Origin of the sequence: Rossellomorea yichunensis, from assembly GCF_032337515.1 — a bacterium.
Classification (GTDB): domain Bacteria; phylum Bacillota; class Bacilli; order Bacillales; family Bacillaceae_B; genus Rossellomorea; species Rossellomorea yichunensis.
In genome coordinates this window covers 19,272-31,694 of sequence record NZ_JAVYAD010000003.1, presented here as the reverse complement: position 1 = coordinate 31,694, position 12,423 = coordinate 19,272, and the positions used below count along the sequence as shown (strand labels likewise).

The 12,423-nt window shown below is 42.1% G+C and carries 17 protein-coding genes; 10 read left to right on the top strand and 7 right to left on the bottom strand.

Annotated elements, in window-relative coordinates; translation table 11 throughout:
- Positions 1 to 118: 118 nt before the first annotated feature.
- The 3 genes from RSX31_RS08070 to RSX31_RS08060 all read left to right on the top strand — a co-directional run bounded on the left by RSX31_RS08070 (position 119) and on the right by RSX31_RS08060 (position 2,749).
- Positions 119 to 1,120 (top strand): ABC transporter substrate-binding protein, encoded by a 1,002-nt coding sequence (locus RSX31_RS08070; RefSeq protein WP_315634212.1) that lies wholly within the window; start codon positions 119 to 121, stop codon positions 1,118 to 1,120.
- A 71-nt stretch (positions 1,121 to 1,191) separates the two neighbouring features.
- Positions 1,192 to 1,968 (top strand): ABC transporter ATP-binding protein, encoded by a 777-nt coding sequence (locus RSX31_RS08065; RefSeq protein WP_148996171.1) that lies wholly within the window; start codon positions 1,192 to 1,194, stop codon positions 1,966 to 1,968.
- A complete protein-coding gene (locus RSX31_RS08060; RefSeq protein WP_262371987.1) occupies positions 1,949 to 2,749 on the top strand; it encodes an ABC transporter permease in 801 nt (266 codons plus the stop codon). The genes RSX31_RS08065 and RSX31_RS08060 overlap by 20 nt, the downstream gene beginning before the upstream one ends.
- Here RSX31_RS08060 and ytkD read toward each other — a convergent pair.
- The 3 genes from ytkD to RSX31_RS08045 all read right to left on the bottom strand — a co-directional run bounded on the left by ytkD (position 2,739) and on the right by RSX31_RS08045 (position 4,093).
- Positions 2,739 to 3,212, bottom strand: coding sequence for an RNA deprotection pyrophosphohydrolase (gene ytkD, locus RSX31_RS08055; protein ID WP_148996173.1), 474 nt, complete (start codon positions 3,210 to 3,212; stop codon positions 2,739 to 2,741). The two genes, RSX31_RS08060 and ytkD, sit on opposite strands and share 11 nt — an antisense overlap.
- Positions 3,213 to 3,308: 96 nt before the next feature.
- Entirely contained in the window at positions 3,309 to 3,647 is a 339-nt protein-coding gene (locus RSX31_RS08050) for a hydrolase (protein WP_148971029.1), read from the bottom strand.
- A gap of 56 nt (positions 3,648 to 3,703) precedes the next feature.
- Positions 3,704 to 4,093 (bottom strand): phage holin family protein, encoded by a 390-nt coding sequence (locus RSX31_RS08045; RefSeq protein ID WP_262371988.1) that lies wholly within the window; start codon positions 4,091 to 4,093, stop codon positions 3,704 to 3,706.
- Positions 4,094 to 4,321: 228 nt separating this feature from the next.
- Between RSX31_RS08045 and RSX31_RS08040 the strand changes: the two genes are divergently transcribed.
- Positions 4,322 to 4,567 carry a DUF6154 family protein gene (locus tag RSX31_RS08040; RefSeq protein WP_044340349.1) on the top strand — a complete coding sequence of 82 codons (246 nt, stop codon included), beginning with the start codon at positions 4,322 to 4,324 and terminating at the stop codon, positions 4,565 to 4,567.
- Between the two features lie 61 nt (positions 4,568 to 4,628).
- On the opposite strand, the gene RSX31_RS08035 is transcribed toward RSX31_RS08040, so the two are convergent.
- The gene (locus RSX31_RS08035; protein ID WP_148996174.1) at positions 4,629 to 4,811 is read right to left on the bottom strand and encodes a hypothetical protein; all 183 of its coding nucleotides are present in this window, start codon (positions 4,809 to 4,811) and stop codon (positions 4,629 to 4,631) included.
- Positions 4,812 to 5,003: 192 nt separating this feature from the next.
- On the opposite strand from RSX31_RS08035, the gene ytzI reads away from it, so the two are divergent.
- On the top strand, positions 5,004 to 5,177 hold the full coding sequence (gene ytzI / locus RSX31_RS08030; RefSeq protein WP_148971030.1) for a YtzI protein: 174 nt from the start codon (positions 5,004 to 5,006) through the stop codon (positions 5,175 to 5,177).
- A gap of 47 nt (positions 5,178 to 5,224) precedes the next feature.
- Here ytzI and RSX31_RS08025 read toward each other — a convergent pair whose 3' ends face one another.
- On the bottom strand, positions 5,225 to 5,698 hold the full coding sequence (locus tag RSX31_RS08025) for an S-ribosylhomocysteine lyase (protein ID WP_148971031.1): 474 nt from the start codon (positions 5,696 to 5,698) through the stop codon (positions 5,225 to 5,227).
- Positions 5,699 to 5,927: 229 nt separating this feature from the next.
- Between RSX31_RS08025 and yidD the strand changes: the two genes are divergently transcribed.
- From yidD to RSX31_RS08000, 5 genes are all read left to right on the top strand, one after another.
- Positions 5,928 to 6,173: a membrane protein insertion efficiency factor YidD gene (gene yidD / locus RSX31_RS08020; RefSeq protein WP_148971032.1), complete on the top strand. Its 246-nt coding sequence runs from the start codon at positions 5,928 to 5,930 to the stop codon at positions 6,171 to 6,173.
- A gap of 695 nt (positions 6,174 to 6,868) precedes the next feature.
- A complete protein-coding gene (locus tag RSX31_RS08015) occupies positions 6,869 to 7,843 on the top strand; it encodes a metal ABC transporter substrate-binding protein (RefSeq protein ID WP_262372722.1) in 975 nt (324 codons plus the stop codon).
- Positions 7,844 to 8,116: 273 nt separating this feature from the next.
- Positions 8,117 to 9,475 carry a cytochrome ubiquinol oxidase subunit I gene (locus RSX31_RS08010; protein WP_315634211.1) on the top strand — a complete coding sequence of 453 codons (1,359 nt, stop codon included), beginning with the start codon at positions 8,117 to 8,119 and terminating at the stop codon, positions 9,473 to 9,475.
- 24 nt (positions 9,476 to 9,499) lie between these two features.
- A complete protein-coding gene (locus RSX31_RS08005; RefSeq protein ID WP_148971366.1) occupies positions 9,500 to 10,531 on the top strand; it encodes a cytochrome d ubiquinol oxidase subunit II in 1,032 nt (343 codons plus the stop codon).
- A gap of 108 nt (positions 10,532 to 10,639) precedes the next feature.
- Complete coding sequence (locus tag RSX31_RS08000; RefSeq protein ID WP_315634210.1) at positions 10,640 to 11,362, top strand: 3-ketoacyl-ACP reductase; 723 nt, start codon at positions 10,640 to 10,642, stop codon at positions 11,360 to 11,362.
- A 56-nt stretch (positions 11,363 to 11,418) separates the two neighbouring features.
- Here the strand turns inward: RSX31_RS08000 and RSX31_RS07995 are convergent, their stop codons facing one another.
- Both RSX31_RS07995 and RSX31_RS07990 read right to left on the bottom strand, forming a co-directional pair.
- Positions 11,419 to 11,790, bottom strand: a complete 372-nt coding sequence (locus RSX31_RS07995; protein ID WP_148971364.1) for a VOC family protein — start codon at positions 11,788 to 11,790, stop codon at positions 11,419 to 11,421.
- A gap of 102 nt (positions 11,791 to 11,892) precedes the next feature.
- The gene (locus tag RSX31_RS07990) at positions 11,893 to 12,345 is read right to left on the bottom strand and encodes a helix-turn-helix domain-containing protein (protein WP_282138954.1); all 453 of its coding nucleotides are present in this window, start codon (positions 12,343 to 12,345) and stop codon (positions 11,893 to 11,895) included.
- Positions 12,346 to 12,423 lie beyond the last annotated feature (78 nt).

Genomic DNA, 12,423 nt, shown 5'->3' with positions numbered 1-12,423 from the left:
CTGCCTTTATGACCATCCTACCCTTTTAATATGGAAAGATAAACAAGGCAAAGAGAGATGCACTCATCCCCATTCTATCGATAAACGAGTTTCACAAAGCTTAAAGGAGGAATATTGAATGAAAAAATGGCTTCGTAGCGGCTTTGCCGTGATGCTCATAAGCATGTTGACAATCGGGTTGACAGCATGTGGAGAAAAAGAAGATGTCGTACAGAAAGTTCGGGTAGCAGAAGTGACCCGCTCGATTTTCTATGCTCCTGAATATGTCGCAATCGAAAAAGGATTCTTCAAAGAAGAGGGGCTCGACATTGAACTGACCACTACCTGGGGTGGAGATAAGACAATGACCACCTTGCTATCCGGCGGTGCTGATATCGCCCTGGTCGGTTCAGAAACCTCCATCTACGTCCATGCACAAGGTTCGGATGATCCGGTCATTAACTTTGCTCAATTAACCCAGACCGATGGAACATTTCTTGTTTCCCGTGAAAAAGTAGAGAACTTTGAATGGGATCAGCTAAAGGGCACCACCTTCCTTGGTCAGCGTAAAGGCGGTATGCCGCAAATGGTTGGGGAATTTGTCCTGAAGCAGAATGGCATCGACCCGCAAAGCGATTTAAACCTGATCCAAAACATTGATTTCGCGAATATCGCGAGTGCTTTTGCATCCGGTACAGGAGATTACGTTCAGCTATTCGAACCAACGGCATCCATTTTTGAACAGGAAGGAAAAGGGCATATCGTGGCTTCCTTTGGAACAGAATCCGGTCACGTTCCCTATACAACGTTCATGTCCAAAGACAGCTACATGAAAGAAAACAAAGAAACCGTAGAGAAATTTACGAAAGCTCTGTACAAAGCTCAAGCATGGGTGGAGGAAAACAGTGCAGCAGACATTGCGAAAGTGATCGAGCCCTATTTTGAAGACACAGAGCTTTCATTAATTGAAACGGTTGTTGATCGCTACAAATCACAAGGGTCCTTCGCCACAGATCCAATCCTTGACGAAGAAGAGTGGAACAATCTCCAAAACATCATGGATGAAGCAGGGGAGCTTCCACAGTCCGTTGATCATGAAACGTTAGTGAACACGTCGATCGCTGAAAAAGCAGCAAAGTAGAACGGTCCGGGGCTGACTTCACATGTCAGCCCTTCACTTATAGAAAAAAAGAAAATGGAGGCTTAAATACAGTGAACTTTCTATCTTTAGATTCGATCCATCACACCTACTTTTCACCCAAAACGGCCACCCATGCCCTTTCAGACATAACGCTTGAAGTAAAAGAAGGTGAGTTTGTCTCCTTTATCGGTCCGAGTGGATGCGGGAAAACCACGTTACTCTCCATTATTGCAGGACTTATCCGGCCGACAGAAGGAACGATTCTTTTAAACCAACAACCTATTCGAAAAATGAAAGAGAAACTGGGATACATGCTGCAGCAGGACTATCTGTTTCCATGGAAGACCATCGAAGAAAATATTTTTCTAGGTTTGACCATTATGGGGACCCTTACAGAAGAAAAGAGGAAAGAAGCACGTGCTATGTTGGCTGAAATGGGGTTAGAAGGTGTAGAAACATCTTATCCAAGGGAACTATCGGGAGGAATGCGTCAAAGGGTGGCGCTGATTCGAACTCTCATCACAGAACCTCAATTACTTCTCCTGGATGAACCTTTCTCAGCACTCGATTATCAAACCAAATTGAAGCTAGAGGATCTGGTGTACTCCACATTAAAGTATTTTGGCAAAACCGCTATTCTTGTGACCCATGATATTGGCGAAGCCATCTCCATGAGTGACCGCATCATTCTATTCGGGTCGAAACCAGGATATATCCACAAGATATTCGAGGTCCCGCCACCATTAAAAGAGTTAATGCCCTTTGAAGTGAGGAATCATGAGATATACCCGGGATTTTTCCAAACCATATGGAAGGAGCTTGAAAAACTTGAATCACGAATCGATTAAACAAAAACACCTGGAATACATCCAATCAATTAAGAAAGAACAGCGATGGGTCTGGTTTTATCAAGCGCTTATTTTCTTTGTATTCTTCTCGCTTTGGGAAATCGCGAGCCGAAACAGCTGGATAGATCCCCTCATCTTCAGCTCACCCTCAAAAATATGGAAACTGTTTCTCGTAAAACTGGGAGACGGAAGCCTTCTTGCCAACTTGTCTGTCACACTCGGTGAAACGATCATCGGATTCATTCTCGGCACCTTACTCGGGACGCTATTAGCCGCTTTATTATGGTGGTCACCATTTCTTTCTAAAGTGTTGGACCCCTATCTTGTAATACTGAATGCCATGCCGAAAGTGGCCCTCGGCCCGATATTAATTGTGGGGTTGGGACCCGGCTTCACATCCATCATCGCCATGGGTACCGTCATATCCGTCATCATCACCACGATTGTTGTGTATACTTCCTTCAGGGAAGTGGACCCGAATTATTTGAAGGTAATGCAGACCTTCGGAGCAAGAAGGGGGCAAATGTTCAAAGAAGTCATTCTCCCTGCCTCTTTCCCGACCATCATCTCGACATTGAAAGTCAACGTGGGCTTATCATGGGTCGGGGTAATTGTAGGTGAATTCCTGGTTTCCGCCAAGGGGCTCGGATATATGATCATTTATGGATTCCAAGTCTTTAACTTTACTCTTGTCCTGCTATCCCTGCTTGTCATTGCCGTATTTGCTACCATTATGTATAAGCTGGTTGAACAACTCGAAAAGAAATTAATCAAATCATAAGGTTGAGATCCCTTATTCTTTTGAGAGCCAAGTCCACCACTTCATCTTTCATGATAAAACTAAAGGAAGGATCGTCATGAATGTTGGAGAAATCACCGTTCCAAAGGACGGCTCCATCTGTTTCCAGATAATCTTCCTTGCTTACGATACCCTCAGCTTCAGCGAAGAAAATCGTTTTAATAAATGGTGAGTGATCATATACTTTATATTCCCCTATGCATACTGGATCCTTGATCACTCCCCCTGTCTCTTCATACGTTTCACGTACCGCAGCTTCCTCAAGGGTTTCCCCTTTTTCCCTCTTCCCTCCAGGAAACTCCAGACCTCTTCTTTTATGCCGTGTTAACAACCAATTCTCTTTGTAGCGACATAGCACCAGCACATGGTGTGATTCTTGTTGAAACCTGCCCTTTTCAAAGGATATTTCTACTCTCTTCCCATTTTCGTCGATAAACTGTTCCATCTGATTTCACCTCATCCGTACACACTTTCTTTCATCTAACCATAAATAAAAAGCATTGGTCCACAGATATCTCTTCTGAACCAACACTTTTATTCATTACTCTGGATCCTCATGAGGCTCTGAATTCAAGATACCTATACTCTCGATGAATTTCTTCGCTTCATCATCTCCAAGACGATGAATCATTTCATACACTTGATGGAGGTTCTCATCATATGCATCATTTTCCCGGTCAAAATGATATTGAATATAAGGGACATGCGCACGATAGAAGTTCTGCCAATCGACTGAGTGATTGGAATCGAACACTTCCCTAAGCTGGGTGATTTCTTCATCTGTTGCAGATATCTTAAAGTTCCAGGGCGAATCTGTCGAGCTTCTTGAAATCTCACCCGTGGCTACTTCAATATAATAATCGTGTCGTTCTTCGTTCATCTTCCCACTCCTTCACTGTGCTTACCCTTCATTTTCCTCAATTGTCGAAATTCTATTCACTTCGATTTCTTCTTTAAGACCTCTACCGCTTTCCTCAGAAACTCCGGTACAGGTACTCCTGCACGGCCTACATTTTCTATGATCGAAATCATTTCATTACATAAGTAAAAAATTATCGTGGCATTACGAATAAAGTGTTGATTTGTTAGTATAGTATCAATAAGGTGGGCAACCGTGACAAGAGAGAAAATCAGGACTTTCCGACCAATCCCTCTCAAACCGAATTTGCTGGATAACTTTCCTTCAATCCCACTTGCAATCATCCCGGTGAAATAATCCAAAGTCACGGCAATTAACAAAATAGTCAACAGAGAATTCCATTCTCCAAATAAATTTAAAATCATTGCACCCAGTCCCGATCCAACTAACAGCATACTTTTTTCCAAATAAAGCATCTCCTTTTTCTAATGGTTGGCTTTGCAACAAGGAATTTGATACCAAGGCTAAACCTGCTTTCATAGCAGATTTTGTCAAAAAGTGAGTGAATTCCGTTTGATGAGCCCATGGTTAGTAAGCCTTATAAAGGGTAAAGACAAATAAGAGTTGTCCTAGCATAATATGTAGAGTAATTCATAAACGTTCATGGTAAAATGAACGAAAGGGAGGTGAAGCGCATGAAGTTAATCGAAGAAATTTATGAAATGTACCGAGGAAGAATCAAAGGTACCGACGAAGACTTAGACCTCATTGCCCTTACAATCTTAGAAGATACCTCTAGGAACGAGCTACTGGAACTTATTCAAGAAATGGAAACAGAAGAATTACAATACTTCTTCCGCTTATACATATTTGAAACACTAAAAGAAAAATGGTCCAACAGCGAAGAAAGAGTGAGACTGGAAAAAAAGAGCCTTCATTAATTGAAAAGGTGAAAGAAGAAGCCTTGTTCCGAACTTTCCCGGAACAAGGCTTCTTCCCGTTTCATCCCTTCACATCAAGGACATGTCCTTTAACGGGATGCGGCGCAGGCTGACTGACCTGCATTTCTTTCATCATTACGGTCACTTGAGCCGTTTGTGTCGCCATCTGACTTTTCAATAAATTCATACTGAGTGTTCGTTGAAGCTCTGCAACCTGCTTACCCATCATTGAAGAAACATCCATGGTAATTTCCCCCTCGTTTCGTTTATCGAAGCTGGTACATACTAATAAAAAATTCATATGCACCTTTGAGGATACCAAATATTACTAGTCATTAGTAGATAAACCTGCGTGTTTACGTCATAAAAATGTTGATTTTTGTCCATGAACATCCCTATCTTCTATGGTAAAATAGTGAAAAAAGGGGGTTGCATAATGTCAGTAACTCTTGTCCTGATCATCGCTGTTGCTATATGTATTTTAGTGATATTCGTAAGTGCCCTTACGACTTCAAAAGCCTATACAGCAGTTAAACATACAGTGGATCCACTTGAAGATAATCCTCATTTGGAGAAAATGAAGCAAGAAGAAGAAAAGCAAGAGAGATAAAATAAAATCCACCGTTCTACTTTAGAACGGTGGATTTTTTTATGTTTTTATGCAAAAACCTGTTTTAGATCTTCGTTACTTTGGCTAAGCCAGAATTTCATTAATTTCTTTGCTCCTTCTAAATCATGGAGCTTCGCCTGGCCGCATTGTTTTTCATTGGCAGCCGGAATTTCTTCAATCTCGACCGCTTCTTTCATCGTATCATTTAAGAGGTCGATTATTTCTTCTACTTTAGGCTCTCCGCTGACAACCAGATAGTAGCCAGTCTGGCATCCCATTGGAGAAATATCAATAATATCGAAATGAGCATACGGCTCTGCATATTTACGGATGGTGAAGGCTAATAAATGCTCAAGTGTATGAATGGAATCAGGCTTCATCGCTTGTTTGTTAGGCTGACAGAAACGAATATCAAACTTGTTGATAAGTCCGTCGCTGCCTACTTTATGGACACCGCAATGTCTCACAAAAGGTGCTTTCACTGCATTATGATCTAATTCAAAGCTTTCTACTGAAGGCATTAAAATCACTCCCATTTAGTTTCTAATTATAAGTATAACGTAAATTCATAGTTATTTCATCAACTTAATCTGAATTAAAATAAATACCTATATTTTCTAATTGGAAATTCTTAATGATTAGCTTCTTAAGAACCGATCGTGAAGAACATTGGAAGACATTCAGTCAAAAACGTTTTAATCCTCCAAAGAGTTTTGATATAGTAAAAGAAAATCAATCAGGAGACGTGTTATGAAAAGGTTATTGTTATTTGTATTTAAGGTGTACCAACGGGTCATCTCTCCTCTCAAGCCTCCAACTTGCCGATTCTATCCAACCTGTTCCCATTATGGCGTGCAGGCAGTGAGTCGGTTCGGTGCGTTACGTGGAGGATGGTTAACAATAAAGCGGATTATGAAATGCCACCCTTTTCATCCTGGTGGAATTGATCACGTGCCAGAAAAATGGCCATCTAAAAATACGAATCATTCCGACTAGCTCCTATCCGGAGGTAGTCTTTCTTTTTTAAAAAGCTCTTTTCACAAAGATTGTTGTTTTCTAGCATAGAATCTGCAATGGCTCTGTCAACCAGGTTTATGCTGGATGGTGAGGGGAACTACTCCGCTTTCCGCGGACGTTCGGCCGAGCCTCCTCAGCTTCGCTTCCGGGGTCTCGGCACGCCCGTACTTCCGCAGGAGTCTGCGCAGTTCCCCTCACCATCTTTAATAGAATTTTCATGACAGAGCTTCAAGGTGTGCAAGAAAAAAAGTAACTAGAAAAAAATAATTCTTCTTCCTTAAAAGGAAAATCAATCTCTACTTACCTTAAATGAGATGGTTTGCTAAAATTCTTGTTTTAATTGTTTTCCATTAAGGATACATGCTCAGAAAGTTGATCCTCGCTGCAGGATGCTCGACTCCTGCGGGAATAGCTGGACAGGTGAGACCCCGGAGGCGCAGCCGAGGAGGCTCACCGCCAGCCCCGCGGAAAGCGAGCATCCTGGAGCGGAAATCAACTATTACTTTCTCCTCTACAATAGCCCAACCTTTGCGAAAAGAGCCTTTTTAAAAGAGAAAAATTTAAAAATCCATCCATATATCTTGCTTATTCCCCATAACGGTAGTAAAATAACCTTTGTGCTAAATCGTAATCATTACAGTTATTAAACTATTACCTTTAAAGGAGGATTCCTCTTGAACTATATTCGTATGAGTTTATTTTTATTATTGATTTTAGTATTGTCCGCTTGCGGAGCTTCTTCTAAGCAGGAAGACGCTGGAGAGAAAGATAAATTGGAAGTGTACACTACCGTGTATCCACTGGAGGATTTCACGAAAAAAATTGGCGGGGAACATGTGGAGGTGGAAAGCATTTACCCTCCAGGTGCCGATGAGCATACGTTCGAGCCTTCTCAAAAAGATATGATTAAAATGGCTGATGGAGATGTTTTCTTCTACATCGGAATGGGACTTGAAGGATTCGTTGAGGGATCGAAATCGATTCTAGAAAACGAAGATGTAGTCGTTGTACCGACCAGTGAACATGTTGAATTGAACCATGAAGAAGATCATGGTGAAGAAAGTGCTGAAGAGCATGAAGAACATGGCGACTCTCACGAGGACGATCACGGGGATGAGCACAACCATGACGTTGACCCTCATCTCTGGTTAGACCCGGTGTACTCTAAAGAAATGGCGAAAACCATTGCAGATACACTTTCTAAAGAAATGCCGGAACATAAGGAAGATTTCCAGGCGAACCTCGCTGCATTAACGAAAGATTTAGATGCGCTTGACGCAGAATTTAAGGACATGGCAGAAAGCGCGCCAAAGAAAACCTTCTACGTTTCTCATGCTGCTTACAGCTATTGGGAAGAACGCTACGGACTGCATCAAGAAGCCATCGCCGGATTGAATACGGCTGATGAGCCATCTCAGCAAGAGCTTAAGAAGATCATTGAAAAAGGGAAAGAAGACAATGTACAATACATCCTTTTTGAACAAAACGTCTCTTCGCGTTTAACAGAAGTCGTTCAAAACGAATTGGGTGCAAAAGCCCTGACCCTCCATAATCTATCTGTCCTTACCGAAGAAGATAGAAACAATGACGAAGACTATTTTTCACTCATGAATAAAAACATCGAGACTTTAAAACAGGCATTACAATAGAACTTTTTGAGAGAGAGCAGCTGGTGAGCTGCTCTTTTTTAGTTTTTGCGATTAAATTTTCGGCTATATTATCGACTTTCCGATTATATCATCGACTTTCCCCCATATATTATCGACTCTGCCTATTATATTATCAACTTACAAAAATCGACATTCCCCAACAGCATTTCAGATCAACAATCAAACTTTCTCCCCCTACTAAAAATCATGAATATTATTTTCCATTAAGTGGACAATAAGGAAATGTTAAAGACTAGTAAGGGAGACTTGAGAATGGATGAATTAGTAATTGCTCGTTCCTTATTTGGCACTACAATGGCCTTTCATATCATTTTTGCCACACTCGGAGTCGGTATTCCGTTAATGATTCTTGTTGCAGAAATTATGTATCAGCGGACGAATGATCTGGATTATTCCGTGATGGCAAAACGCTGGACGAAGGCGTTCGCCGTGCTGCTGGGGGTAGGTATTCCGACAGGGACGATTGCAGGTGTTCAATTGTCGCTCCTATGGCCAGGATTCATGGAGGTTATCGGGCGGGTGATGGCATTGCCTTTCCAAATCGAAATCTATGCCTTTTTTGTTGAAGCGTTATTTATGTCTATTTATGTGTATGCGGCGAATCGGATCGCTCCCTGGATGAGAATCGTGAGTCTTGTCCTGGTCGCCATCGGTGGACTGGCTTCAGCTGTATTAATCACAAATGTACATGCGTTTGAAGGGACACCTGCCGGATTTGAAATGGTGAACGGAGAAATCACCAACGTGGATCCTTGGAAAGCCTTCTTCAATCCAAGCTTTTTTGTTACTGCGGGCCATGTAGCATTATCTGCTTATGTAGTGGGATCGTTCACGATTGCTACAGTTTCCGCATTTAAGATGCTCCGCACATCATTTGGGTCAAGGATTTATAAATTCCATCAAAAATCCCTTATGATTTGTTTATTAGTCGGAGGCGTCTTCTCCTTCTTCACGGCGATTAATGGTCATGAATCGGCTCAAATGCTTCATGAGTATCAGCCTGAGAAACTGGCTGCAGCTGAAGGCTTGTTTGAGACCCAAACCCATGCACCACTTTCCATTGGAGGCTTCACGGATCCTGTAGAGAGGGAAGTAAAATGGGGGATCGAAATCCCCTGGGCCTTGAGTTTCCTTGCCGGGAACAGCTTCGATACGGAAGTTATCGGCTTAAACGACTTCCCTGAGGAATATTGGCCGCCTCTCTTCGTTCATACGTTATTCAACGCGATGGTGGGAATCGGCTCCCTGCTCATTTTACTTTCCCTCATTGCCTACGTATGGAACAAATTATTGAAAAAAGACCGGTTCCCTAAATGGTTGATGTGGTCGTTTGTAGCCGGTGGCCCCCTATCGATCTTAGCCATCGAATTCGGATGGATTTTCGCCTGTACAGGACGTCAGCCTTGGACGATTTACCGCATTCTCAGTACAGAGGATTCAGTTACCACGTCAGGAAACTTAGCCGTACTGTTCGTTCTGTTCGTATCGGTTTATGCGATATTGGCCGTGTCCGTCGTTCTTGTTCTATTGTATTACTTCAAACGGAATCCGCCTGAAAAAGACATCAACAAAGCGGAAGGAAAGAATAAGGATATTCCTCTATCCACATAACCAGCAAGAATTGGAGGTGAAGTTATGACACAAGCATTGATTGCCATCACGATACTATGGGGATTCGTCTTCATCTATGCCGTCATGGCAACGATGGATTTCGGGGCCGGCTTTTGGTCGATGATCTACATTAATCATGACAAAACAAAAGCAACCAATATTGCCAACCGGTATCTGTCACCAACCTGGGAGGTGACGAATACATTCATCGTTGCCCTGGTAGTCGCAGTGTATAGTATGTTTCCGGGTGCTGCTTATTCATTAGGAACGGTGCTGCTCATCCCGGGAAGTTTAATTCTGCTGCTTCTTGCTCTTCGAAGTGCATTTCTGGTATTCTCTCACGTGGCAGATGATTACAGAAAGCCGCTGACCTATGTGACTGGAATTACAGGATTGTTGATTCCAGGTCTGCTTATCAGCGTACTTCCTATCTCTCACGGACCTTACATCGATTTTGAAGACGGACAAACGCTTCTTCTGGGGAAGTTGTTTACGAGTCCGCATGAATATGCCTTCTTCGGATTTGCCGTTGCCAGTACGTTGTTCCTTTCATCTTTACTTCTTGCTGACTACTCCAAAGCTTCCAAGGAATTCGAAGCTTTTAAAGTGTATCGGCGAGATGCCATGATCATCGGTCCGATCTCTGTGGTAATGGCGTTCTTCATTATGTTCACCATGAAAAATGAAGCTTCATGGATCTATGAAAGAATGATGGAAGACCAGATTTTGTTATGGGTCTCCTTAATCGGCTTCCTGGTTGCCGGGGGAGCATTATTTCTCCCCACCAACAAAGAGGGTATGAAGGGAATGCCCCGTGTAGCTGTCATCGCCGTGACTTTTCAATATGTACTGGCAAGCTATGTATACGGTAAAGCACACCTGCCCTATATCATCTACCCGGAAGTCACGATCCAGTCCGGATTCACGGATCCCAACTCGTTTAAGGCTGTGTTCATCACCTATATTGTCGGATTCATCATCCTGTTTCCCGGTTTTGTCTACTTTTGGAGTTTGTTTATGAATGATAAACGATATTTGAGGCAAAAAAGTGAATGACTGCACTATAGCTCCGAGACTCTCGGAGCTATTTTTCTTATCATTTGCTTATCCTTTCCCTTGGCCTTACACTAACGGTAGAAATTTGATTTGAAAGGATGATCCATTGTGGCACAATCGATTAAAGGTAAAATCGCTTATATTACGGGTGCTGCCCGGGGAATCGGAAAAGCAACGACATTAGAGCTTGCACGAGAAGGAGTTCATGTCGGTTTGATCGCACGTACACAAAGTACGCTGGAACAAGTGGCAGAGGAGGCAAGATCTCTTGGTGTGAAAGCCAGTGTGGCTGTAGCTGATATCTCAGATATGGAGCAAGTGGAAAAGGCCATTTCGAAACTAAAACATGAACTCGGACCAGCCGATATCCTGATCAATAATGCAGGTATTGGAACGTACGGCTCTTTTCTGGAAATCGATCCTGCAGATTGGAAGAGAACCTTTGAGGTCAATGTATTTGGAACGTATCATGTGACGCGTGCCGTCCTCCCTCAGCTTATCGAGAAAAACCGGGGAGACGTCATCACTATTTCATCCAGCAGCGGATTAAAAGGCACGGCAAAAAGCACGGCTTACAGTGGTTCGAAATTTGCCATTCAAGGGATGACAGAAGCGTTGATGCAGGAAGTCCGACCACATAATATCCGTGTCATGACTGTGAACCCAAGCCTGGTGGCAACGGATCTTACCTTTGGGGATAAGCTCGATGAAGTGGACAAAGACAAATACATGCAGCCGGAGGATTTAGCGGAACATATGGTTTCTCAGCTAAAATTACACCCCCGTATCTTTATCAAGCAGTCTCTTCAGTGGGCGACGAATCCATTTTAATAAACATAAGGAAAAGCTCAGATTCACCTCTGAGCTTTTCCTTTTCAACCTTATCTTTATCTGTGTTGATCCACAAGAATAGGATTGCCATCAGGATCTTCAATCGTGAAACTTGCAGGGCCTTCACTTGATTCATCTGCTTCAGTCAATATTTTTACCCCTTGTTCTTTCAGCTGCTTTTGAAGATCCCGAATGTCCGTAAATGAATCAAGATTTTCGGCATTTTGGTTCCAACCTGGATTAAAGGTCAGGATGTTCTTGTCAAACATACCTTCGAACAGGCCGATAACAGTACTTCCATTCTTCATGATAAGCCAATTTTGGGCCATTTCCCCTCCCAAAGTTTGAAATCCAAGTTTTTCATAAAATGCTTTTGATTTATTAATGTCTTTAACACTTAAGCTTACAGAAAATGCACCTAGTTTCATAATTCCTCCTTAATAGTAATGAAGATTTAATTCATAGGTTAAGTATAGATCCGGTTTTGGGAAAATACAACATTCACCATTTTTGTTTATTCAACCCACGCTTTAATCTTCCTTATATTTTTCTTTAAGAACATCCGTACCGATCCCGCCTCCTATCATTAAAATCAACGGTCCAAAGTTCCATATAATCGCATTTCCAATCAAAGGTATATCAAAAGCAGTAAATTTATTAACAAGAAAAATTCCTATTTTGGCCAACAATAAAACAACACCAATTAAAAATAGTAATTCAAACATCGACTTTAGTTTTGGATGCGCCAATTGCTTACTATCCTTGATTACTTTCTCTGTCAATTCCTCATCACTCCTTAATAATTCATCGATTGTCACTCCGAATAGATCACTTACTTTAATGATGATTTCAATACTTGGATAATTCTGACCAGTCTCCCACTTAGAAACCGATTGCCGACTGACAAAAAGCCTTTCTGCTAATTCTTCCTGTGACCAGCCTCTACTCTTTCTCTCACTTTTTAACTTCTCTCCAAAGATCATTCTACCAATCACCTTTCATTCATCTACCATTCATTATTTCCATCACTATGTAAAAAGTAAAGATAACCTTGGTTGCAC

Excerpts from the sequence above, each read along its gene's own strand:
- RSX31_RS08070 (WP_315634212.1), top strand. The coding sequence starts at position 119 with ATGAAAAAATGGCTTCGTAGCGGCTTTGCCGTGATGCTCATAAGCATG.
- ytkD (WP_148996173.1), bottom strand. The coding sequence starts at position 3,212 with ATGGAACAGTTTATCGACGAAAATGGGAAGAGAGTAGAAATATCCTTT.
- RSX31_RS08050 (WP_148971029.1), bottom strand. The coding sequence starts at position 3,647 with ATGAACGAAGAACGACACGATTATTATATTGAAGTAGCCACGGGTGAG.
- RSX31_RS08040 (WP_044340349.1), top strand. The coding sequence starts at position 4,322 with ATGAAGTTAATCGAAGAAATTTATGAAATGTACCGAGGAAGAATCAAA.
- RSX31_RS08035 (WP_148996174.1), bottom strand. The coding sequence starts at position 4,811 with ATGGATGTTTCTTCAATGATGGGTAAGCAGGTTGCAGAGCTTCAACGA.
- ytzI (WP_148971030.1), top strand. The coding sequence starts at position 5,004 with ATGTCAGTAACTCTTGTCCTGATCATCGCTGTTGCTATATGTATTTTA.
- RSX31_RS08025 (WP_148971031.1), bottom strand. The coding sequence starts at position 5,698 with ATGCCTTCAGTAGAAAGCTTTGAATTAGATCATAATGCAGTGAAAGCA.
- yidD (WP_148971032.1), top strand. The coding sequence starts at position 5,928 with ATGAAAAGGTTATTGTTATTTGTATTTAAGGTGTACCAACGGGTCATC.
- RSX31_RS08010 (WP_315634211.1), top strand. The coding sequence starts at position 8,117 with ATGGATGAATTAGTAATTGCTCGTTCCTTATTTGGCACTACAATGGCC.
- RSX31_RS08005 (WP_148971366.1), top strand. The coding sequence starts at position 9,500 with ATGACACAAGCATTGATTGCCATCACGATACTATGGGGATTCGTCTTC.
- RSX31_RS07995 (WP_148971364.1), bottom strand. The coding sequence starts at position 11,790 with ATGAAACTAGGTGCATTTTCTGTAAGCTTAAGTGTTAAAGACATTAAT.
- RSX31_RS07990 (WP_282138954.1), bottom strand. The coding sequence starts at position 12,345 with ATGATCTTTGGAGAGAAGTTAAAAAGTGAGAGAAAGAGTAGAGGCTGG.